This window comes from Nocardiopsis prasina DSM 43845 (assembly GCF_000341265.1).
In the GTDB taxonomy this organism is placed as follows: Bacteria; Actinomycetota; Actinomycetes; order Streptosporangiales; family Streptosporangiaceae; genus Nocardiopsis; species Nocardiopsis prasina.
Genome location: NZ_ANAE01000147.1, coordinates 1 through 22,677, shown reverse-complemented (window position 1 = coordinate 22,677; position 22,677 = coordinate 1). Strand labels below are relative to the sequence as shown.

The window sequence follows — 22,677 nt, the reverse complement described above, 5'->3', positions numbered from 1 at the left end:
CCCCCCCCCCCCCCCCCCCCCCCCCTGCCAGTGGCGGAGGCCGCTGAGCGGCTGAACCGGTTCCTGCGTTCGTCGGTGGAGCTCATGCAGGTGATGGCGCGGGCCTGCGGGCACGACCACCTGGGCGGGTTCGGCCCCGACGACCTGGTGGCGTGGAAGCGTGAGCTCGCCGACCTGTCCGGGGTGTCCTACGGCGGCGTCTCCGTCTGAGCCCCGGTGCCCTCACCTGGCTGCGGCCACCGCCGCGTTCAACCGCTCCACGGCCTCGGTGAGCAGGTCCCGCCCGTCCAGGTCCGTGTGACCGAGGGGCAGCATCTCACGCAGCGGTTCGTGCTGGCCCTCCTCGCGCAGGTGGGCCTGGAGGACGTCCTTCCAGGTGCGGGGCTTCACGGCGAACGACAGGTGGAGCGAGAGCTCGTCCGTGGCGGTTCCGGCGTGCGGATGCCCCCGGGGGATGTAGAGCGTGCTTCCCGGGGTGAGCACCGTCTGGAGGACCGGGGCGAACTCCGGCTGGGAACCGCCGCTCGGGACCGTCGGCCACAGCGTCTCCGGGGCGCCCACCGACCAGGACTTGGAGCCGTGGACCTGGCAGAGGAACCCGCTGGCCAGGTCGTAGTGCGGACGCACCCCCGAGTTCCCGGCGGGGGTCAGGAAGGCCGCGCAGTAGACGCCGAAGCCCAGTTCCTCCTCCAGCTGGGACGCGAGCCGTTCCACCTCGGGGACGAGGAGGCGGACCTCCTCGAAGACGATGGTCGCCCCGGCGTCGTGGGCGCGCAGCAGCGCGGTGCGGTCGGCCACGGGTTCCCGCCCCCGGCCGGGCCGCCCGCGATCCGCGCTGAACTCCTCCTGTGGCCTGGGCGCGCCGTCCTGGAACACCCGGAAGCAGGACGCGGGGAGACCGGCCCGGTTCAGCAGGGACAGCGCCGTCTCCAGAGAGAACGCCCCGCCCACGGCGGGCCCGGCCTCCGCGACCACCGGTCGGTGTTCCCAGTGCCCCAGGAAGGCGTCGGAGTCACCGACGATCCGTTCGAGGACCGGGTGGTCGCCCCGCGTGGTCCGGGGAGGCAGGTGCGCTGGAATCATGGGGTCCTCCTGACGAGGGTCGTTCGTGACTCGGCTTCCAGTTCGGCGGCGATCAGGACCGCCAGACGCGGCTCGTGTTCCGCCGGGGGCAGTGGCGGCTCCCCGGCCTGGGCCCTGACGAACGCGTAACCGCTGTCGGCCGCGACGGCCAGGGCCTCCTGGGCCGCGCCCGAGGCGGGGTCAAGACCGCCCAGTTCCCTGAGCACCGCGAACAGTTCCGCCTCGTCACGCAGTTCACGGCAGACGTCGGCGGTCCGGCGGAGGACCCGCGCGCAGTCGTCCACGCGGTCCTGGGAGCGCAGGACTCCGGCGCCCGCCCGCAACACGGCCACCAGGTCGGCCGAGGGGGCTCTCTCCGACAGGGTGTCCAGGGACCGCAGCAGGGAGTCGGTCCGCGACGCGTCGACCAGGGACGCGTGGACCTCGATGGCGGTGGCCCCCAGTGTCGGCACGGTCCCCGGCGCGACGGCGGGGAGCTTCGCGCCGCCTCTCAATGCCAGCAGGGCCGAGGCCTCCCGCACGTGCGGGAGCGTGCGCGCGGTCCCCCGCCAACGGCTGACGTGCGCCGCCAGCAGGTCCGCGCGTCGCCCGCGCGCCAGTGCCTTGGCGGTCTCCACGACGTGGGTGTTCGTGACGAAGGCGCCGCCGCTCTCGGAGTCCAGGACGCCCTCGGCCTCGTCCGGGGTCAGCCCGTGCTCGGGGCCGAGCGCTCCGGCGAAGACCCCGGTGTCCCGCAGGCTGTCCGGCGCGGGGAAGTGCGCCAGGGCACCCTCCCAGTCACCGCGGATCACCCGGAGCCGGCCGATGTTGATCCAGGGTTGGAGGACCCGGACGGTCTCGGACCGGGGCAGCAGCCCCCGCCGGACGAGGGAGAGCAGGACGCGGGCCTGGCGCTGACAGGACCGCTCACTCTCCTCGAAGTCACCGGCCATCGCGAGCACCAGCGCGCCCCGGTTCGCGGCCCGGCAGAAGGCGTCCGCGTCGAAGGGGGTCCGGTGTGACGCACGGTCCATCTCGGCGGCGCACTCCCGGGCCCGTTCCCACACCGACACCTTGGTCAGGCGGTTCTCGGGGGAGAGCAGGCGCAGGGGGAGGTCATGAACGGGTGCCGGCACGTGCGCCCACCTCCGTGTTCCTCGGAGCGGGCCGCTGCGGGCGGGAGGCACGGTGCATCTGCGGCGGAGCCGACCAGAACGTGTCGATGTCGAGGGACCCGTCGCGGGAGCGGATGTCGGCCCTCGCCGGGACCGGGAGTGACTCGAAGGCGTCCCCCTCCACGCTGATCAACTGGTTGTCGAACGAGAAGACGCAGGGGGCGCCGCGTGCCGCCAGCTCTCCCGGCACCTCGAAGCTCCGTCCGCTGTTGACGTTGACCAGGCGGGTCGGGGCCCGACCCGGGTTCCGGGCGATGAGCCACTCCCCGCTGTGCGAGGCGCGGAGCGAGTCGACCGCCGCGCCGAGGTCCAGCCGGTAGACGGCCGCGGAGGGGTCGGCCTCCGTCCGGTGGAAGCGAACGGTGCCCGGCTCGTGGGCCGGGACCACCCAGACACCCCCCAGAACCTCCTCGTAGCAGGCCAGGCGGTGGTCCTCGCCCCCGGGCAGGGCTGAGGTCTCCACCGACCCCGTGACGGGGTCCGCCCTGAGGACGGTCCCGTCCGACAGCAGGCACAGGACGGTGCGCCGCCGGTGCTGCCAGGCCAGGACCAGCGGCGGTGCGCAGAGCCTGCGCGACACCGCGGTCCCGTCCCCGGCGTGCAGGACCAGCTCCTCGGAGGAGGCGGCGACCACTCGGCCGCCGCCCGCCCCGGGCACGCGGGCTTCGAGCAGCAGGGCTCCGGCGGGCGCCGTCCCCTCGTCGCGCGAACCCGCCGCCGGGCTCCACGACCGGACGGACCCGCCGTCCCGGAGGAGGAAGCGTCCCGTGCCCGCCCCGGCGTACACGGCCGTTCCCGGACCGAGGTCGATGATCCGTCCGCTGTCGGGGCCCCACAGTCCCAGCGCCCTGACCTGACCTGAGCCGGTGGTCCAGGCGCACCAGGTGCCGTCGTCGTCGACCGCGACCTCCGCGCCGCGTGTGCCGGTCACCGCGTCCTCCCGTTCGACGCCACCGTGGTGATGGTGGGTCCGATCCAGACCTTCTGCGGAGGGCAGGGCCGCGTCCCCTCCTGGATGCGCACCAGGGGACAGTGCGCGCCCTGGCAGGAGGGCCGGAAGAAGCAGGAGTGGCAGCCGGAGTCCTTGGCGTCGTCGTTGTCCACCCACAGACTCATCAGTTCCTGGTCCAACCCGAGGTCACCGTCGGCGCCGAGCTGTCCCACGGCGTTGCGGGGATCGCGCAGGGCCACGGTGCACTTGTTGACCAGCCCGTTGGGCCGGATCACGAAGGACCACGGGGAGGCCGCGTAACAGACTGAGCCGTTCGGTTTGAGGAACACGTCGTCCGCGGGGGCGAGGCCGGACTCCACCGCGTTCGAGCACAGGTCGAGCTTGGTCATCTCCGCCTGCTTGCCCGCGTAGGCCTCGGACTCCTCGCCCTGGGGTCCGCCCCAGTCGCCGACGGGACGGTAGATGACCCCGAACCGGGGGTCACCGGCGTACAGCCCGCCCAGCTGCTCGATGAGCTCGGGCACGTGGACGCTGTTGGCCTCGGTGAAGTTCGTCCGGACGATCACGCGGAAGTCCGCGTCCGTCTCCGCCATCCGCGTCAGGTTGGCGATGATCTCGTCGAAGGTCTTCCCGCCGCCCATGAGGAAGCGGGAGGAGTCGTGCGTGTGCGCCGGGCCGTCCAGGGTGACCTGGTAGTTGCTGATACCCAACTCGACGCAGCGCCGCGCGACCTCGGGTGTGAGCAGCAGTCCGTTCGTGGTGATGCCCGCGCTGTACTCGATGCCCTCCTCGGCGCAGAACTCCAGGAAGAAGGTGCTGAGCTCCTCGATCACGTCGAAGGCCACCAGCGGTTCGCCGCCGAACCAGGCGACGGTGAGCCGTTCGATGCCGTGTTCGCGGCGGTGGCGTCTGACCAGCGACTTGATGCCCTCCCGGACCTCGGTCAGCATGCGGCCCAGCGCGAAGTCCTCGTAGCAGTAGGTGCACCGGAAGTTGCAGGCCTCGGTGGGCATGATGATCAGTTCGAGGCGGTCGGTCCGGTTCTTGCGCCGGTCCCGCAGGGCGTCGGCCTCCGCCAGCTCGTCGTGCTCCTCGGCCACCAGGAAGCCCTTGGTGACGAGGGTGTCGAACAGGCGGGACTCGTCGGCGGTGCCGGGGTCGGGCCGGCGCAGGACGCTCCGTCGGTTGTGCAGCAGATCGTGCACCCGGTGGCCGACGGGGTCCTGGACGCGGAAGACGCTCCCGCGCATGGAGTTGTACAGAACGACCGCGTCACCGTCGTCGGTCCTGGTGACGACGTTGAACCTGGAGGGTCGGAAGGTACTGGTGACGGTGGTGTCAGCCATGGTCAGTCCTCTGGTGCCGCGGGTTGTGAGACAGGGGCCCCGTGGCGGGAACCGGGATCCTCCGGTCCGCCACGGGGCCTGTGACTACCTCGTCGTCGGCCTTTGGGGCCGAGGGCGGTCTCTGGCTGCTAGCAGCCGAAGTCGATGACCGAAACCTCGTCACCAGCGGCGGACTCGGTGATGATCTCCTCGAACTCCTGCATGGGAACCATTCCTCTCAGTAATCTCAAAAAGGGGGTGGAGCCTACGGGTCTGGTGGACCCGAATTCTCCGGGTGAATCTGTGACATTCGCGCCGAACCAAATGCGAACGGTGCCGAGTCTAGGAGTCTCATTTTTCCCGTGTCAACACGTTCTCCGCGCTTTCCGTGCATTTTTTCAACTGGCCCGAACCTGCCGGAAAAAGGCATGGCGAAACGACCGAGGCGTTCGGCGTGCAAAGAGTTCGGGGATCGCCGGATCCCCTGGTCAGTGCACATCGGAGTCACCTCGGCCTCGCCGGATAAATCGGATTCACATTCTTCCGATCACCCTTCGCGTGCGCCGGTCAATTAATTGTCGGGAACCCTCTCCTCTTCCAGGGAGGCGGCCCGGGCCCGCAGGGCGCGGCGGTCGGGCTTGTCCGTTCGGGTACGGGGGAACTCGTCGAGCAGGTGGATCTCCCTGGGCCTCTGGTGCACCGGCAGGTGGTCCCTCAGGGCGAGGCGTATCAGTGGGAGGGCCTCCTCCCGTTCCGCCGGGTCCACCACCGCGAACGCCACCAGCCGGTCGCCCCTGGCTCGACCGGTCGGGAGACCCACCACCGCCGCCTCCCGCACCGGGTCGCAGGAGGCCAGGACGTCCTCGACGAACCGCGGCGGGATGGTCTCCCCGTGGACGACCAGTGACTCCTTGATCCGCCCCTCGATGGTGAGGTGACCGTCGGGTTCGACCGTCCCCCGGTCGCCGGTGCGCAGCCACCCGTCCTCGGTGAAGGCGGCCGCGTTGGCCGCGTCGTCGTCGAGGTAGCCGTCCATCAGGCCCGGTCCGTGGAGGAGGACCTCCCCCTCGGCCGGGTCGATCCGGGCGGACGACCCCTTGATGAGCGGGCCCACTGTTCCGGGTCTCCAGGCACCGGGGAGTGACTGGGTCACCCACGCCACCGTCTCCGAGAGCCCGTACCCGTCGTGGATCGGCCCGCCGACCAGGTCCGCGTAGGCCTCGACCAGGCCGACCGGGAGCACGTCGCCCCCGCATCCGCGCAGGTGGAGCGCGCCCAGAGCAGTCGCCAGACCCTGGTCGCGGCGCGCCGCGACCAGGAGGGCCGCGTACATCGAACCCACCCCGTCGAGCCTGGTGTAGCCGCCCTCTCGCAACAGGGCGGCCACCCGGTCCATGCTCAGCCGTGACTCCACGTGCATCTCGAACCCGTGCTCCAGCCAGTACTGGACGATGCCCCAGCCGTAGGAGTTGAGAAGGGACATCGGAACCAGCATGCGGTCCCTGGAGGTGATCTCCGCGTGCGCGGCGACGTCGTGCCGGTGGTAGCCGATCGCCGAGTGCGAGAGCTCCACCGCCTTGGGTTCGCCGCTGCTCCCGGAGGTGTAGAGCAGGGTGTGGGCGGACCCCTCGAAGTCGGGCAGCCCCGTGTCCCGCTGGGCCGTCACCGAAGGGGCGCCGCCCTCTCCCGGGGTGACCACGGCGGCCACCCGCCTGGTGCGGGCGACGCCGCGCCACCGCTCCCCCTGGCACAGGACCGGGAAGCACAACGACTCGGCGGCCAGGGCGGTCAGCACCGCGGTATAGGGGTCGTCACGTGCGATGACGACCCCTCGCCCCGGTCCCGCGCCCGCCGAGGCCAGGGCCGTGGCGAGGGCCGCGGCGTCCCCGTGGACGCGGCCGCGGGGGATCTCCTCGCCGTCGATCACGAGTCTTCCTGTCACCTGTCCCTCCCTCTCACGTGTTGGACGGGACCCGGCCGCCCACCCGGGCCGGGCCCGAGTCGGGGACCTCCAGGCCGCGGGCGCGGGCGTCGGGCACCAGGACGGTCACGTCGAAGTGCTCCTTGGTCAGCCGCTCGAAGAGGTTTCCCGGTCCGATCACGTGGACCCGGTCCACCCCCAGGGCGCGGAGCCGGTCCACGACCAGAGGGAAGTCGACCGGGGTGACGCAGTCGTCCCGCAACAGCGAGCGCAGGTCCTCGGCGGAGTCGACGAGCGCGCCGTCCGCCCCCCGGACGAACCCGACCCGCGCGTCCCGGAAGCGGAAACCCGAGACGGCCTCCCCGATCCGGTCGCGCAGCGGGGCGTTCACCCCGCTGTGCTCGGCCTGGGGGAAGGTGAGCACCGGAACCCCTCCCCCCGCCCGGACACCCCGTTCGAGCTGGGGAAGGCTTCCTGCGGAGACGTTGAGCAGGTGGATGGTGTCACTGAAGTGACCCGCCACCTCGGCTCGCCCACCCTCGGCCTCCACCTCCGCGCACAGCTGCGCGAGGCGGTCCCGTCCGACCCGGTACATGAAGTGCGAGACCAGGCCGTGGTCGGTCGCGTTCCACTCGTTCTCGCAGGCCGTGACCGCCTCTCCCAGAAGCACCATGTCCGCGAAGGACAGCGCCCCCGAGTAGTGCAGCGCGGGCAGGTGTCCGATGCTCGCCGCCGCGCACACACCGGCCTCGCCGTCCTCGTCCCTGGCCCGGTCAGCCAACGCCACGCAGGTGACGAGGTAGGCCTGCCGCGCCTCGGGCGAGTAGGACTCCGTCGCCTGGGAGAAGCGGGGCAGGACGCGGTCGCCCAGGACCTCCTCGGCCTGCGCCAACCGCTCTCGGGCGTAGGAGTCGGTCTCCAGGAACTCGCCGACCTTGGCGTGCAGCGGCGGCACCGTCCCGCCGAACAGCACGGCCCTCACGACCGGCCCGCCAGTTCTTCCGTGAAGGAGGACGCCTGGTCGAAGCGGACCACACTCGCCCGCTTGGCGAGGGTCATGAACCGGAAGGACTTCCCGATGAAGTGGCCGGGGCCGACCACGACGAACCGGGTCGTGCCCAGCTCCAGGAGGCGCTCGATCCCTCGGGACCAGTGGACGGTCCGGGTGTACTGGGTGATCAGGGCGTCGCGCACCTCCTCGGCCGTGGCCAACGGTGTGGAGTCCATGTTGCAGAGCAGCGGCACCCTGGGGGTGCGCACCCGTTCGCGCTGCTCCCACTCGGCCGCGAAGCGCTCCTCGGCCGGTGCCAGCATGGGCGAGTGGCCGGGCGGGCCGTGCGGGATGCGGACACCGACCCCGCCCCCGGCCGCCGCGAGCTCGTTGACGGAGGTCAGGGCGGCGGCCTCCCCGGAGACGACCATCTGGTCGTCACCGGTGATGGCGCAGGGCGCCGCGTCCAGGCCCTGAGCGGTGAGCTCCCCGATCCTCGCGAACACCGACTCCAGGTCGACGCAGTAGCAGAAGGTGCTCCCGTAGTCCCGGCCCGCGAAGACCTCGCCCTCGACCGTGGCCATGGTCCGCACGGTGCGCACGGCGTCGTCGAACGAGAGGGCCCCGCAGGCCGCGGCGGCGGTGATCTGGCCCAGGCTCAGGCCCGCCATGTACTCCGCTCCGTCGCGGTACTCGGCGGGCAGGGACTCGTAGAGGGCCACCCCGAGCGCCACCGACATCGGCCGGATCAGCGGCCCCTGGTTGACCAGGTCGGCGTCGGCGGAGTGGAAGGCCTCGTCCAGGTCGACACCGATCGCCTCGGAGGCCTGTTCCAGGCGACGGCGCACCAGGGGCAGGGCCTCGTACAGGTCCCGGTAGTCCCCCGGGCGCATGGCGACCTGGGGGTTGAACAGAATCGCGGTCCTCTGGCTCATCTGGTCTTCGCCATCCCCCGGATCACCGACGTCAGACCGCCGTCGACCACCATGGTCTGCCCGGTCATGTAGCTGGAGCCCTCACGGGTCAGGAAGACCACGGTCTCGGCGATCTCCTCGGGCTGGGCCGGGCGTTGCAGGGGGATGCGCTCGTTGATGATGACCTCCTTCTGCTCGATCGGGAACTGCTGGATCATGCCGGTGTCGTCCGAGTAGCCGGGGGCGACCGCGTTGACCCGGACGCCGTGCATGGCGAACTCGGCGGCCAGGGAGGCGGTGAGCCCGGAGAGCCCGGCCTTGCTGGCGCAGTAGGCGCTCAGCCCGCCCTTGCCGACCAGGCCGAGGATGGAGGAGACGTTGACGATCGCGCCCGAGCCCTGGAGCATCATCGGCAGGGCGCACGCCTTGATGCAGTGGTAGGCGCCCACCAGGTTCGTCTGGATGACGTCGTTCCAGCCCTCGGTGGAGTCCGTGGAGACGATGGTGCCCGCCGTGCAGATGCCGGCGTTGTTCACCAGGATGTCGATACGGCCGTGTTCCCTCGTCAGCTCCTGGACGGCGGCGGAGACCGCCTCGTAGTCGCGGACGTCGACCCTGAGGGCTTGGGCCCTACCACCGGCCGCGCGGATCTCCTCGGCGGTCTTCTCCGCGACCTCCGCCCGGTTGAGGTAGCCCACGGCGACGACGGCGCCGAGGTCGGCCAGCCGCATCGCCACGGCCCTGCCCAGACCGCTGCCTCCGCCTGTGACGAGGGCGACCTTCGAGTTGAGTTCCTTTGTCATGTCACTACTCCTCTGAATAGGCCCTGCGGATGTCCTGTGGCCACTGGTCACGCATGTAGTCGCGCAACAGCGCGCGGGCCTCGGACTTGTCCGAGGCGGGGACGGTGTCTCCGAAGAAGGCGTCGCCCGTCATTCCGCTCTCGTCCGCGCTGTAGTACTCCTCGCGCAGATACGACGTGACGATCGCGTCGTGATAGGCGCCGTCAAGGAAGAAGTAGTCGCGCAACACTCCCTCGATGACCATTCCGGACTTGATCAGCATTCGCACGACGCGGACGTTGAACGCGGCCGTGACGAACTCGACCCGGTGCGCGTTGTGGGCGTGGAACAGTTCGTGGACCAGGAGCCACGACGCCTCGCCGCCGCAGCCCGAGTCCCAGAGCTCGCTGTCCCCGATGACACCGCCGACGGTGTAACTCCCGGGGTACTTGCGCTGGCGCCACTGCACCAGGCCGACGGGGACGCCGTCGTGCGTCCGGACCATCGCGTACCTCTCCGGTCCGGCCGCGATGGCGCCGCGAATGTCCGCGGTGCTCGTGAAGCGGGCGGAGCCGCCGGTGCTGAGTGCTCCGACCATGCCCCGCCGGAACCACTGCGCGACCAGGGGATACTCGTCCTCCTCGATCGCGGAGACCGTTACCAGGGCGCCCTTCACTCGGCGGCCCCCCGGCGCTCGGAGAGGAAGGTGGCGATGGACGCGGGCGTGCGGAAGGTCTCGGTCGCGATCTCGGAGACGTCGAGGTCGTAGCGCTGGCGCAGGTCCGCGAGGAACCGCAGGACGTCCATGGAGTCGATCCCGTAGTCGCACTGCGGGCCGAACAACTCCTCGTCACCGCCGATCGACTCCGGGTCGACATCGATCTCGAACAGCTCGACGTAGACCTTCTTGACTTCGCTTTCGTACGACTCGGTCCCGCTCATCTGGAAATTCCAATCACTGTGGGGATGATGGGTTTTCTTGTATGTTCATTCCTGGTCGACACGGATTCATCGAACAGGAAGATCGAGGTGCAAAATGGCAGGGGAATTCTCAGTGGACGACTCGGTCACTCTCGGGATCATCTGCGAGGCGACCGACGCTTCGGGAACGCGACTCGAAAGGGGCGATCTCCTCCAGGACGTGGGGGTGGACTCGATCGCCGGGTACGAGATTCGTCTACTGATCAGGGAGAGGTGCGGGGTGGAGGTGCCGGAGGAGGGCTTCGAGGACCTCGGCAGTGTGGGGGATCTGCTGGACCTGGTCCGCTCTCAGGCCGCGGAGGCCTGCTGACGGAGGCACAGGCTGCCCCAGAGGAAACCGGCCCCGATGACGGCGATCAGCACGTGTTCGCCCGCGCGGGGCCGGCCGCTCTCCCGGAGCCGGTCGAGCACGGTGAAGATCGTGGCCGCGCCCGTGTTCCCGTACTCCTCGATGGTGGTCACGGCCTTCTCCCGGGGTTGTCCCAGGGCGTCCATCAGGCCGGTCACGAGGTTGCCGTTGGCCTGGTGGAAGACGTAGTGGTCGACCTCGTCCGCCCGCAGACCGGCGAGCTTGAGCGTCTCCTCCACGCTCGGCGGGATGCGGGTCATGACCTGGTCCCACACCTCCGAGCCGTTCATCTTGAGGTACTGGCGGCCGGTGCCCACGACCTCGGGGCCGAACGGCTCCCTGGTGCCGCCCGCGGGCACCTCGACCCCGTGGGAAAGCGTTCCGCCCAGGCTCCAGGAGAGCACTCCGCTGGACTCCTCCACCGGGCCGAGCACGGCGGCGCCCGCCGCGTCGCCGAAGAAGACCCGCGTGGTGCGGTCGGTCGGGTCCGTGATGCGGGACAGGGCCTCCGCTCCGACCACCAGCACCCGCTGGAACTGGCCGCCCTGGAAGAGGTGCAGCGCCGTCCACATGCCGTACAGGCCGCCCGAGCAGGCCGCCTGGTTGAGGTCGAGCGCGACCGCCCGGCGGGCGCCGATCCGCTCGGCCACCGTCAGCGCGGTGGAGGGAAGCAGCTGGTCGAAGGTGAAGGTGGCGACGATGACGCAGTCGAGGTCGGAGGCGTCGGTCCCGGACTCCCGCAGGGCGCGTTCGGCCGCCGCGACGCACATGTCCGTGGTGCCGGTCCCCTCCGGCAGGAACCGCCGCTCGCGGATGCCCGTCCGCGCGACGATCCACTCGTCGCTCGTGTCGAGGTGTCGCGTGAGTTCCTCGTTGGTGACCACGTTGTCGGGCACGTAGGAGCCCACACCCAGGATCCCCACGGGAAACCTGTGGGAGAGCGTGCTGCCGGACGTGGAGGGAACATCCTGGAGCGGTCTCATGACACTTCCTTTGCACTGGGGGGTGCGTGGTCAGGGGGATTCCCCGGAGCGCGGTCCGGGGAGGTGGGGAGTGAGCTCAGCCGCCGTGTGCTGGGGTCGAACGAGACCCACACGGCGACGACCAACATGAGCAGGGTGAATCCCAGGAACAGGGGCAGCGTTCCGGCGAACTGGAGACCGAACCCCGCGGCCAGGGGGCCCAGGGGTGCGGCGATCCCCGTGACGAACGTGCAGGCGCTGCCCACACGGGCCTGGAGGCGGTCGGGGGTGTTCAGGAGCTGGTAGGTGCCGAGGATGATGGACAGCAGCGGCGCGGCCGCCATGGCCGCCGCGAGGGGGAACACCACCGTCCAGTGGTCGATGAGGGGGATCGTGGCCAGCACGGTGACCGGGAGCCACCACAGGGCGGCCAGCACCAGGCCGCGTGCGGAGAACCTGCGCAGCAGGGCCGAGGCGCCCAGCGCGCCGCCGATCCCGCCGAGGCTGGCCACACCGAGCACCGTCCCGATCTGACCGGTGCCGATCCCCGCCTCCGCGCCGACCATGACCACGGTGAGTACCACCCCCGTGATCACGAGGTTCGGAGTGACGCAGCTGAGCAGTAGCACCCGGAGTTCGGTCCGCGCCCAGATCCACGAGAACGCCTCGGTCCAGACGCGGCGCCGGGGCCCGGCCCCCCGCTCCTCGGGCGTCCTCGGGCTCTGCAACCGCTCCCTGACGAAGAGCAGCCCGATCGCGGCGACCGCGTGCCCCAGGGCCGCCGCCCCGAAGGGCAGCGTCCGCGAGGCCGCCATCAGCCATCCGCCGAGCACCGGGCCGATCAGGGAGGCGATCTGGTTGCGCGCCTCGTTCTGGCCGACCGCCGCGGACAGGTCGGACGGTCGGACGATGTGGCGCAGCGCGGCGCGTTCGGCGAAGCGGTAGGCCTCGTGCCCGACCACGTCCACCAACGCCACGAACACCACCAGCCACAACAGCCAGGTCGCTCCGGTGAGCAGTCCCAGGCACAGGACCGCCATGGCCAGCATCCGGGTGCCCTGCGCCACGATCATGAGGGCGCGCCGGTCGAACCGGTCGGCCGCCGCGCCGCCGGGCAGACGGGCGGCGACCGCCGCCACCCCCAGGAGGAAGGTCACCGAGCCCGTCAGGGCCGGTGTCCCGCCCAGGTCGAGGAGGATGACGGGGTAGGCCACCGCCCCCATGCCCGGGCCCAGCTGCGCTGCGAACTGACCGGTCCACAGGATGTGGAACGACCGGTTGCGGCGCAGCGGAGCCGGCTCGCGCTCAGGACTGGCCACGGAGCGCCTCCGCCGGGGGGACCTCTCCCGCCCTCCGCGACGTCAGGACCGAGACCACCATGGAGAACACCAGGGTGACCCCGACCACTCCGACGAGCACGGACACGGGCACCGTGTAGACGACCCCCGGCAGGTCGACCCGCAGCGAATCGACGAGCCCGGGAGAGACCGCGAAGCCCAGACCGACACCGAGGGCGATACCGCTCACGGTGATGACCAGCGACTCGATGAGGAAGAGGCGGCGGACCCCGGAGATCTGCATGCCGATGGCGCGCAGCACCCCGATCTGGTTGCGGCGTTCGGAGATCGACCGGATGCTGACGACCCCGAGCGCGGCGCAGCCGACGACGAGTCCGAAGCCCATGAACGCCATCAGGAGCCACTGCACGACGCCGTTGGACGAGGCCCGGAACTCCACCTCCTCCTGCATCGGGGCGGTGGCGACCCCGTGCTCCATCAGCGCGCGCTGCACGGCGATCTCCAGCTTGCCGACCTCGTCCCGGTCCTGGGCCCGGATGAACCAGTTCCCGGGCACGCTGTCCTCACCGGTGACCCGGCTCATGCCCTCGCTCGAGGTGACGACGTCGCCGAGGTACTCGGCGCTCCGGTCCACCACGCCGATGACGCGGAGCGTGGTGGTGCTCTCACCGTCCGGTTCGGTGACCTCCAGCCGGAGGTTCGCGGGCAGGCTGTCGTCCAGGATGTCCACGCCCTCCAGTTCGAGGTCGCTCCCGCCGCCCACGAAGGCCGCGGAGTCACTGGGGATCATGGCGGCCGAGACCACGGCGGTGTTCGGTGTGCGCCTGAGCTCGTCCCACACCTCCTCGGAGGTGTCCAGGCCGTCCGCGCGCAGGAAGACCGGGTAGCGGTTGCCGAGGAGGTAGTCGTCGTCGGCACCCCACACCCGGACCTCCTCGGCGTCCGCGTCGGTGTCGACCTGGCGCGCCTCGGTGGTGATCTCCTCGTATCCGCCGAGGCGCGCGACCTTCGCGGTGTCCACGCGGGGGCTCTCCTCCAGCACCTGGCGGAGCGCGGGCGGCTCACCCTGGGCGGCGACCCACTCGGCCCGTACGTCGAACCCGCCCGTCACCGAGCGGTGGTCGGAGTAGACCTGGTTGACGGCGGCGGTGACGAAGCCGCTGAGGGTGATGGTGAGGACGACGATGCTCAGCATCGCGATCGTCATCCCGGCCTGGACGCGGTTGCGCACGGAGTACGCCACCGAGATGGGCACGACCGAGGTCATCGAGGGCAGGGGCGCCAGGACGCGGCGCAGGAAGCGCTGGACGAGGTCGCTGTTGGCCACGAACAGCCACACACCCGCGGCCACCAGCGCCATGCCCGCGAGGAAGAACAGGGTGATTCCGGAGCCGGTGTCGCCGAACAGCTCCCCGGGCACGGACCAGAGCACGATGATCACGGCGGCGCACAGCGAGTGGGCCAGCCGCCTGGGCACCCGCAGCCTCGGCAGGAGAGCGCCGAGGCCCCCGACCGCCAGCGTGAGACCGGTCAGGGTCTCGGTCGCGGTGCCGTTCTGGACGCCCAGGGCGACGGTGGCCAGGCCCAGCAACAGGATCAGCGCCAGCAACGGTACGGACCACCAGCGGCGGCGGGACGGCGCCTCCGACCCGCGCAGCGCTGAGACGATGTCGACCTTGGAGGCGCGCACGGCCGCGAAGGTGAACACGACCGTGATCACCCCGACGCCGATGAGGTAGGCGGTAGCCATGGCCACGGGGTCGAACCCGAACTCCAGGGCGGGGGCGGGCATCGCGGGGTCGGCGACGCGATCGCTCAGTACGCGTGAGGCCGCGGCGCCCGCGAACCAGCCCGCCGCCGTTCCGGCGGCCGAGGCCAGGACCGCGTAGCCGAGCCCCTCGACGGTCAGGACGAGACCGAGGCGGGCGCGCTTCATACCCATGGCCCGCAGGACGCCGAACTCCTGTCGGCGCTCGCCCGCGAGCATCATGACGACCAGGACGATGAGGAGCACGCCCGCGACCATCGAGAGCTGGCTGAAGAGGAGGAACAGGGTGCCCAGGTCGGTCGTGAGGCGGTCCGCGCTGTCGTGCGCGGAGGCGCGCAGCGGTTCGGCCTGCCAGCCGTTGTCCTCGACCAGCGAGGAGAGGTCGGTGCGGACCGGGTCCTCGTCCTCCTCCCAAGTGACCTCCTCGCCGTAGGAGAGCGTGACCGTGTTCACGCGGCCGGTGAGATCGGCGGTCCGCTGGAGCGCGGACAGCGGCACGACGGCGGACTCGGGCGGGGTCAGGGGCGCCCCGGCCTCGTAGACGCCGACGACGCGCGTCTGGCGCCCGGCGACCTCGACGGTGTCGCCGCGCTCGGCGCGCAGCTCCCGTGAGGCCTCGCTGCTGAGCAGGACGTCGTTCTCGCTCAGGCCGCCGCGCGCGATCTCCTCGCCGTCCCCGTCGACGAGCTGGATGGCGCCGTCGGTGTTGGCGGCGCCGAGCACCGTCAGCCCCGGGTCGCCGCGGTCGGCCCGCTCGTGGGCGACCGGGAGGCGCAGGGTGAGCATCGAGGAGACCGTGGTGTCGGGATCGTCGAGGGCCTCCTCGATGGCGCGGACGTCGTCGCGCTCCAGCATGGGCGGCTCGTCGTCGGACTCGTCCGAGTCCCGGCTGTCGTCCTCGTCGTCGGTCCCGACCCCGCTCCCGTCCGGGGTCACGACCGCGTCGACCCCACCGAGGTCGGCGGTCTGCTGGGCCCGCATCGCCTGGTGGAGCGCGGACTCCAGGGTGAAGGAGGCGGAGAACAGGAGTGCGGCCAGGGACAGGCCCATGGCCACGAGCACGGTCTGCCCCGGGCGCCGCCAGACGTTGCGCGCGGCGATACGAACACTGAGTCGGCCCCGCGCGGAGAGCGCCACGAGCGCTATCAGCGCCAGGGGCGACGCGACCGCGACGGCCAGCGTGATTGCGTCGTTCATCTACTCGTCGCCCCCGGCAGGAGTGGCGGAGGCGGTGATGGACCTGTTGTTGTCCTCGACGCGGTCCACGCGGCCGTCGAGCATGTGGACCTCGCGGTCGCCGTAGGCGGCCACTTCGGGGTCGTGCGTGACCATGATCAGGGTGAGGCCGTCGGCGTGGAGCTCCCGCAGCAGGGCCAGCACCTCCGAGGTGGAGGCGGAGTCCAGGGCGCCGGTGGGTTCGTCCGCCCAGACGATCGCCGGGGCGTGCACGATGCCCCGGGCGATGGCGACGCGCTGTTGCTGACCACCGCTCAGCTGGGCTGGAAGGTGGTCGGAGCGTTCACCCAACCCCACGCGCGCGAGCGCCGAGACCGCCTTGCGCCGGGCCTCCCTCGGACGCACGCCGCCCAGAAGGAGGGGCATCTCCACGTTCTCCACGGCCGACAGGACGGGGACGAGGTTGTAGCCCTGGAAGACGAATCCGGTCCGGCGCGCGCGCCAGGCGGTGCGCTTGCGCTCCGACATGGCGTGGATGTCCTCGCCCTCGACGAGCACGCTGCCCCCGTCGATGCGATCGAGGCCGGAAGCGCAGTTCAACAGCGTTGACTTGCCGCAGCCCGAGGGTCCCATCACCGAGACCCATTCGCCCTCGGTGACGTCCAGGGAAACTCCGCGAAGTACCGGAACCGTGACCCGACCATCACCGTATGTCTTTGTTATGTCTTTTACGCGCACGACTGGGTTGGTCACGAGTTCCCTTACTTACGTCACGGTCTACCGCCAACCAGTGGCGATACGCGCCCTACACTGTCCGCCCGACCAGTTCCGAAGTTGATCAGGGCTCGATTGCCAAATCGAAGCAGAGGCAATCATTCTTGTCAATACTTCCCGAGGAATCGAACGCCGAAATACCAAGCACCCGATCGGACAGCCCCGTAAAGGGACTGAGTACCGCCCCCTCAATGGTTTCACCATGGCCCAAGATGAGCAGGTGGACGGGTTCCCTCGCGTTGTTTCGGACAGGATCAGAGCCGGTTCACACACTCGACTTAGCCCTGGAGCAAGGGGTTCTGGACGGCCACAGCCACGTAGCGTGAATGTTTGAGTACGCGAATCGCCAAACCCGGTGCGCTTCACCGCCACACACTATGCCTCGCAGGCGCTCAACGAGAGCCCCCGCCGGAATCCATTCATGTTCGCGCACCACTCCCGACCCGCAAACCTGGCGGAAAACACGACCCCGCCTACCCCCTTCCTTTAAGACACCTTTAAGCTTCTTTTAAGTTGAAACCGGGAGCATTTCCCGGCGCCACGAAATCGAGCATGACAAAGAAGACCGCCGGACGGTGACGAGGAAGTCACGCACCGAATCCGGCGGTCTATTGCTGTTTGGTGCTACAAATGGTCGGCGAGGAAGTCGCCGATACTCTGCCGCGCGACCTGACTGGCCAGTCCTCCCCAGTTCAGGTCGAACATGTGCTCGGTCCACGGCAGTTCCACATGGTGGTGGGGCACGCCCTCCGATTCGAGGCGGTCGACCATACGGCCGTTGTCCTCGGTTCCCAGGAAGAAGTCGTGCCCGGCGGTGATCAGCAGGGTGGGCGGGCTGTCCGCGTCGACCTGGAGGATCGGGGACATCGCCTCGTACTCCTGCGGGTGCTCCTCCGGCGGGCCGCCGACCATGCGTTCGCTGGACTCCAGCAGCTCGTCCCCGACCGGCGACCTCCGCTGCCGCCAGGGAACCGGGGGTGCCTCGGCGGTCCCGTCGGTCGCCGAGTACCAGGCGACGACCGCCTCGACCTCGGGCACCTCGGTGTCACAACTGGGTTCGGGCGCGTCCGAATACGCGGCGAGCAGCACCAGGAGCCCGCCGGCCGACTGCCCGTTGAGCGCGATCCGCTCGGGGTCGCCCCCGTACTCGGCGGCGTTCTCATACACCCAACCCAGGGCACAGTGCACGTCGGCCAGGGAGGCCGACCAGTCGCCGTCCGGGAAGTACCGGTAGTCCACGTCGAACACCACCCGGCTCCCCCCGCTGTCCGCGAGCCACGTGTCCCATCGGGGCAGCAGGCTCTGCGGAAGGTCCTCCGCGCCGCCGTGCACGTTGACGACCACGGGAAGCCGGGAGTCCTCGGGGACGCCGTCCTCGGGCCGCCACACGTCGAGTTCCAGCGGCTCGCCCTCCGGGCTGGCGTACTCCACCGTGACCGGCTCGCGGTCGGCGGAGGTGGCGAACCCGGCCGCGTACTGGAACGGGTCGAGCCGCACACCCTCGTCGCGGGCCGTCTGCCAGACGGAGACCGAGGGGACCAGGGCCAGGACCATCAGGAGCGCGTTCGACGCCGCGAGCAGGCTCGCTCCGCGGCCACGGACCGAGCGCCTGGCTCTCAGCGCCAGCAGCGCCCCGCCCAGGGCGGGCAGCGCGAACAGGGCCGAGAACTCGAGCACGACCAGCGCGGCCTGCCACATCGCCAGTGAGAGGGGCGGCAGGAGCACCAGGCCGAGCCCGGCCAGGGCCGGCAGGCACAACAGTGCCGAGCCGATGAGGAGACCCCGCGAGCGGGTGGGGGCGTCTGTGGTCAAGCGAGCCAACCTTAATACGTACGTATCGATACGAGCGTATCATTCATGCCCGCCCTGTGCCAGAATGAACCCTGTGCCAAAGATCGTGGACAAGGAGAGCAGACGCCGGGAGATCGCGGAGGCCCTTCACCGGATCGCCGCGCGCGAGGGCCTCGAGGGCGTCAGTGTCAGGACCGTCGCGGCGGAGGCGAGGCTCTCGGCGGGCGCGGTCCAACGGGAGTTCGACTCCAAGGACAAGCTGCTCCGCTTCGCCCTCCACGTGACAGTGGACGAGGTGGCCGAGCGCTTCGGGCGGTTACGCATCGGCCCGGGTCGGCTCGACTTCGCGGGAGCGCTGCGCCAGGTCCTCCTGGAGATGCTGCCCACCGACGAACGCAAACTGGCCCAGGCCCGCATCTGGGCGGCCTTCTACGCCCGGGCGGCGGTGGACCCCGTGTTCGCGGACACCCTGCGAACGCTCACCGAACAGACCCGAGTCAGTTTCCTCCGGCTCCTGGAGTACGCCCGGGAACAGGACGCCCTGACCCCCGACAGGGACCTGGAAGCCACCGCCGAGATGATCCTGGTGATCATCGACGGACTCTGGATCGGCGGCGCGCGACTCCCCGAGGGCGCCCCTCTGGACGGGCACCGCGCGGCCGTGGAGGCCGCCGTCCAGCTCCTGAGCCACTAGCCCCGGCACCCCTCTCCCCTCTCCACGGGAGCGCACAGCACCCCCGACCGCAGGACCCGAACCCGCCCAGGCAAGCCCAAAGGCCCCAGCGGAGCACGAAACTACCCACGGGTAACCCCGGTCTCCACCGCACCAGGCACCGCTCGTTAGGGTTCCCGTGGCCGTGCCTGGGCACCGCTTCCCTGGAGTGGCGCCCCCGCGCGGCCACTGGCAGCACCCGGAGTACCGGCAACACCGGCGACCCGACCGGTACCGCGTCACGGAGTCCAGGAGGCATCCGGCATGTTCGAAAAGATCTTGGTGGCCAACCGAGGTGAGATCGCCATCCGCGCCCTGCGCGCGGGGCACGAACTGGGAGCCCGCACCGTCGCGGTCTTCCCCCACGAGGACCGCCACTCGCTGCACCGGCTCAAGGCCGACGAGGCCTACCAGATCGGCGAGCCCGGGCACCCCGTCCGCGCCTACCTCTCAGTGGACGAGATCGTCCGCGCTGCACGGGAGGCGGGTGCCGACGCCGTGTACCCCGGTTACGGCTTCCTGTCCGAGAACCCGGCCCTGGCCCGGGCCTGCGCGGAGGCGGGCATCACCTTCGTGGGCCCGCCCGCCGAGGTGCTGGAACTGACCGGCAACAAGGCGACCGCGATCGCCGCCGCCAAGCGGGCGGGCATCCCCGTCCTGGACTCCACCGCCCCCTCCACGGACGTGGACGGGCTGGTCGCCGCCGCCGAGGAGATCGGTTTCCCGGTGTTCGTCAAGGCCGTGGCCGGTGGCGGCGGCCGCGGCATGCGCCGGGTGGACGCGCCCGCCGCGCTGCGCGAGTCCATCGAGGCGGCCATGCGCGAGGCCGAGACCGCCTTCGGAGACCCCACGGTGTTCCTGGAGCGCGCCGTGGTGGACCCGCGCCACATCGAGGTGCAGATCCTCTCCGACGGCGAGGACGTGATCCACCTCTACGAGCGCGACTGCTCGGTGCAGCGCCGCCACCAGAAGGTCGTGGAGCTGGCCCCGGCACCCAACCTCGACCCGGAACTGCGCGAGCGCATGTGCCGGGACGCGGTACTGCTCGCCCGCGAGCTGGGTTACCGCAACGCGGGCACGGTCGAGTTCCTCGTGGGCCGGGACGGCCGACACGTGTTCATCGAACTCAACCCCCGCATCCAGGTGGAGCACACGGTGACCGAGGAGGTCACCGACGTGGACCTCGTGCAGTCGCAGATCCGGATCGCCTCAGGCGAGTCCCTCGCCGACCTCGGCCTGTCCCAGGACGCGATCGTCCTGCACGGAGCCGCCCTCCAGTGCCGCATCACCACCGAGGACCCGGCCAACGGGTTCCGACCCGACACCGGGACGATCAGCGCCTACCGCTCCCCCGGCGGCTCGGGCATCCGCCTGGACGGCGGCACCGCGGCGGCGGGTTCGGAGGTCAGCGCGTACTTCGACTCCCTGCTGGTCAAGCTCACCTGCCGGGGCCGTGACTTCGCCACGGCGGTGAGCCGCGCCCAGCGCGCGGTGGCGGAGTTCCGTATCCGTGGCATCTCCACCAACATCCCCTTCCTCCAGGCCGTGCTGGAGGACGAGGACTTCCGGCAGGGCCGGGTGACCACCTCCTTCATCGAGGAGCGCCCCCAGCTGCTGACCGCGCGCCCCTCAGCGGACCGGGGCACCCGCCTGCTCACCTACCTGGCCGACGTGACGGTCAACAAGCCGCACGGTGAACGCCCCCACCTGATCGACCCCGCCGCCAAGCTGCCCGCCGTCCCCGAAACGACCCCGCCCGCGGGGTCCCGGCAGCGCCTGCTCGAACTCGGCCCCGAGGGGTTCGCGCGCTGGCTGCGCGAGTCCGACGTCCTGGGGGTCACCGACACCACCTTCCGGGACGCCCACCAGTCGCTGCTGGCCACACGGGTGCGCACCCAGGACCTCCTGGCGGCCGCGCCTGCCGTGGCGCACACCCTGCCCGAACTGCTGTCGCTGGAGTGCTGGGGCGGCGCCACCTACGACGTGGCCCTGAGGTTCCTGGCCGAGGACCCGTGGGAGCGGCTCGCGGCGCTGCGCGAGGCCGTGCCCAACGTGGCCCTCCAGATGCTGCTGCGCGGCCGCAACACCGTCGGGTACACCCCCTACCCCACCGAGGTGACGCGGGCCTTCGTGCGGGAGGCCGCCGCCACCGGCGTGGACGTCTTCCGGGTGTTCGACGCCCTGAACGACGTCGAGCAGATGCGCCCGGCGATCGACGCGGTACGCGAGACCGGCACCGGGCTGGCCGAGGTCGCCCTGTGCTACACCGCCGACCTGTCCGACCCGGCCGAGAAGCTGTACACGCTGGACTACTACCTGAAGCTGGCCGAGCGGATCGTGGAGTCCGGGGCGCACGCGCTGGCCATCAAGGACATGGCCGGACTGCTGCGCGCACCGGCCGCGTCCCGCCTGGTGAGCGCGCTGCGCCGCGAGTTCGACCTGCCGGTCCACGTGCACACGCACGACACCGCGGGCGGCCAGCTCGCCACCTACCTCGCAGCGGTGAACGCGGGCGCGGACGCGGTGGACGGCGCGGTGGCGTCCATGTCGGGCACCACCTCGCAGCCCTCCCTGTCCGCGATCGTGGCCGCCTTCGACCACTCGGACACCCCCACCGGGCTCTCCCTGGACGCTGTGAACGAACTGGAACCGTACTGGGAGTCGGTGCGCCGGGTGTACGCGCCGTTCGAGGCCGCCCTGACCTCGCCGACCGGACGCGTGTACCACCACGAGATCCCCGGCGGCCAGCTGTCCAACCTGCGCACCCAGGCGGTCGCGCTGGGACTGGGCGACCGGTTCGAGGACATCGAGGCCGTGTACGCCGCCGCCGACCGCATGCTGGGACGCCTGGTGAAGGTGACCCCCTCCTCCAAGGTGGTGGGCGACCTGGCCCTGCACCTGGTGGGCGCGGGGGTGGAGCCCGAGGAGTTCGAGCGGGACCCGGGCCGGTTCGACGTGCCCGACTCGGTGGTGGGCTTCCTCAGGGGCGAGTTGGGAGTGCCCCCGGGCGAGTGGCCCGAGCCCTTCCGCACCAAGGCTCTGCGCGGCCGGGGCGAGGCCCGCGCCACCACACCGCTCAGCGATGTGGACCGCGCCGGGTTGGCCGAGGAGCCCCGGGCCACGCTGAACCGCCTGCTGTTCGCCGGTCCCACCAAGGAGTTCGAGGCGCACCGCGCCGCCTACGGCGACACCAGCGTGCTGGACAGCCGGGACTTCTTCTACGGTCTGCGCGAGGGAGAGGAGCACGTGGTGGACCTGGAGCCGGGCGTGCGCCTGCTGATCGGCCTCCAGGCGGTGAGCGAGGCCGACGAGCGCGGCATGCGCACCGTCATGACCACCCTCAACGACCAGATGCGACCGCTGCACGTACGCGACCGGTCACTGGCCTCGGACGCGCCCGAAGCGGAGAAGGCCGACCGTGACGACCCCTCCCAGATCGCGGCGCCCTTCGCCGGGGTGGTCACCCCGACCGTGGCCGTGGGCGACGAGGTCGCGGCCGGGGACACGGTCGCGACCATCGAAGCCATGAAGATGGAGGCCTCCATCACCGCCCCACGTGCCGGGGTGGTCGCACGGGTGGCCGTCGAGGGAGCCCAGCGGGTGGAGGGCGGCGACCTGATCGTCCATCTGAACTGAGGCGTCGGGTGGCCGTCGTCGACGACGGCCACCCACCTGCCGGTGCGGAGCGAGAGGCTCCCTGCCGCGGGCGTTCCGTGTGGGGGCTGGGGCGCGGAGGCTGGGGGG

19 protein-coding genes are annotated in these 22,677 nt (G+C 70.9%); 4 read left to right on the top strand and 15 right to left on the bottom strand.

Features of this window, described 5'->3' with window-relative positions; translation table 11 throughout:
- Nucleotides 1–210 (top strand): hypothetical protein (locus tag D452_RS0117000; RefSeq protein ID WP_204366619.1); only part of this gene is annotated, 210 nt, incomplete at its 5' end.
- Between the two features lie 12 nt (nucleotides 211–222).
- Here the strand turns inward: D452_RS0117000 and D452_RS0116995 are convergent.
- The 10 genes from D452_RS0116995 to D452_RS0116945 form a co-directional block, all read right to left on the bottom strand.
- Nucleotides 223–1,083 (bottom strand): JmjC domain-containing protein, encoded by an 861-nt coding sequence (locus D452_RS0116995; RefSeq protein ID WP_017545350.1) that lies wholly within the window; start codon nucleotides 1,081–1,083, stop codon nucleotides 223–225.
- A complete protein-coding gene (locus D452_RS0116990) occupies nucleotides 1,080–2,198 on the bottom strand; it encodes a hypothetical protein (RefSeq protein ID WP_017545349.1) in 1,119 nt (372 codons plus the stop codon). The genes D452_RS0116995 and D452_RS0116990 overlap by 4 nt, the downstream gene beginning before the upstream one ends.
- Nucleotides 2,179–3,168: a hypothetical protein gene (locus tag D452_RS0116985; RefSeq protein WP_017545348.1), complete on the bottom strand. Its 990-nt coding sequence runs from the start codon at nucleotides 3,166–3,168 to the stop codon at nucleotides 2,179–2,181. Before D452_RS0116985 ends, D452_RS0116990 begins: the two co-directional genes overlap by 20 nt.
- Nucleotides 3,165–4,535, bottom strand: a complete 1,371-nt coding sequence (locus tag D452_RS28445; protein ID WP_017545347.1) for a radical SAM/SPASM domain-containing protein — start codon at nucleotides 4,533–4,535, stop codon at nucleotides 3,165–3,167. The genes D452_RS0116985 and D452_RS28445 overlap by 4 nt, the downstream gene beginning before the upstream one ends.
- Nucleotides 4,536–5,085: 550 nt before the next feature.
- A complete protein-coding gene (locus D452_RS0116970) occupies nucleotides 5,086–6,456 on the bottom strand; it encodes a class I adenylate-forming enzyme family protein (protein WP_152498603.1) in 1,371 nt (456 codons plus the stop codon).
- 13 nt (nucleotides 6,457–6,469) lie between these two features.
- Nucleotides 6,470–7,417 (bottom strand): ACP S-malonyltransferase, encoded by a 948-nt coding sequence (locus D452_RS0116965; RefSeq protein ID WP_017545345.1) that lies wholly within the window; start codon nucleotides 7,415–7,417, stop codon nucleotides 6,470–6,472.
- A complete protein-coding gene (locus D452_RS0116960) occupies nucleotides 7,414–8,361 on the bottom strand; it encodes an ACP S-malonyltransferase (RefSeq protein ID WP_017545344.1) in 948 nt (315 codons plus the stop codon). The genes D452_RS0116965 and D452_RS0116960 overlap by 4 nt, the downstream gene beginning before the upstream one ends.
- The gene (locus D452_RS0116955) at nucleotides 8,358–9,143 is read right to left on the bottom strand and encodes an SDR family NAD(P)-dependent oxidoreductase (protein ID WP_017545343.1); all 786 of its coding nucleotides are present in this window, start codon (nucleotides 9,141–9,143) and stop codon (nucleotides 8,358–8,360) included. The genes D452_RS0116960 and D452_RS0116955 overlap by 4 nt, the downstream gene beginning before the upstream one ends.
- 4 nt (nucleotides 9,144–9,147) lie before the next feature.
- Nucleotides 9,148–9,798: a GNAT family N-acetyltransferase gene (locus D452_RS0116950; protein ID WP_017545342.1), complete on the bottom strand. Its 651-nt coding sequence runs from the start codon at nucleotides 9,796–9,798 to the stop codon at nucleotides 9,148–9,150.
- Nucleotides 9,795–10,064 (bottom strand): acyl carrier protein, encoded by a 270-nt coding sequence (locus tag D452_RS0116945; RefSeq protein ID WP_017545341.1) that lies wholly within the window; start codon nucleotides 10,062–10,064, stop codon nucleotides 9,795–9,797. Before D452_RS0116945 ends, D452_RS0116950 begins: the two co-directional genes overlap by 4 nt.
- A gap of 94 nt (nucleotides 10,065–10,158) precedes the next feature.
- On the opposite strand from D452_RS0116945, the gene D452_RS0116940 reads away from it, so the two are divergent.
- A complete protein-coding gene (locus D452_RS0116940) occupies nucleotides 10,159–10,413 on the top strand; it encodes an acyl carrier protein (protein ID WP_083927543.1) in 255 nt (84 codons plus the stop codon).
- On the opposite strand, the gene D452_RS0116935 is transcribed toward D452_RS0116940, so the two are convergent.
- The 5 genes from D452_RS0116935 to D452_RS0116915 all read right to left on the bottom strand — a co-directional run bounded on the left by D452_RS0116935 (nucleotide 10,392) and on the right by D452_RS0116915 (nucleotide 18,242).
- Nucleotides 10,392–11,435 (bottom strand): 3-oxoacyl-ACP synthase III family protein, encoded by a 1,044-nt coding sequence (locus D452_RS0116935; protein ID WP_017545339.1) that lies wholly within the window; start codon nucleotides 11,433–11,435, stop codon nucleotides 10,392–10,394. The genes D452_RS0116940 and D452_RS0116935 overlap by 22 nt on opposite strands.
- Nucleotides 11,432–12,733 (bottom strand): MFS transporter, encoded by a 1,302-nt coding sequence (locus D452_RS0116930; protein WP_017545338.1) that lies wholly within the window; start codon nucleotides 12,731–12,733, stop codon nucleotides 11,432–11,434. Before D452_RS0116930 ends, D452_RS0116935 begins: the two co-directional genes overlap by 4 nt.
- Nucleotides 12,720–15,677 (bottom strand): ABC transporter permease, encoded by a 2,958-nt coding sequence (locus D452_RS0116925; protein WP_017545337.1) that lies wholly within the window; start codon nucleotides 15,675–15,677, stop codon nucleotides 12,720–12,722. The genes D452_RS0116930 and D452_RS0116925 overlap by 14 nt, the downstream gene beginning before the upstream one ends.
- Complete coding sequence (locus D452_RS28440) at nucleotides 15,678–16,394, bottom strand: ABC transporter ATP-binding protein (RefSeq protein ID WP_275040732.1); 717 nt, start codon at nucleotides 16,392–16,394, stop codon at nucleotides 15,678–15,680.
- A gap of 660 nt (nucleotides 16,395–17,054) precedes the next feature.
- Entirely contained in the window at nucleotides 17,055–18,242 is a 1,188-nt protein-coding gene (locus D452_RS0116915; RefSeq protein ID WP_017545335.1) for an alpha/beta hydrolase, read from the bottom strand.
- 73 nt (nucleotides 18,243–18,315) lie between these two features.
- Here D452_RS0116915 and D452_RS0116910 point away from each other — a divergent pair, with 73 nt between their 5' ends.
- Together D452_RS0116910 and D452_RS0116905 are read left to right on the top strand one after the other, a co-directional pair.
- Nucleotides 18,316–18,915, top strand: coding sequence for a TetR/AcrR family transcriptional regulator (locus D452_RS0116910; RefSeq protein WP_026129404.1), 600 nt, complete (start codon nucleotides 18,316–18,318; stop codon nucleotides 18,913–18,915).
- A 282-nt stretch (nucleotides 18,916–19,197) separates the two neighbouring features.
- Nucleotides 19,198–22,569, top strand: a complete 3,372-nt coding sequence (locus tag D452_RS0116905) for a pyruvate carboxylase (protein WP_017545333.1) — start codon at nucleotides 19,198–19,200, stop codon at nucleotides 22,567–22,569.
- Nucleotides 22,570–22,677: the final 108 nt, after the last annotated feature.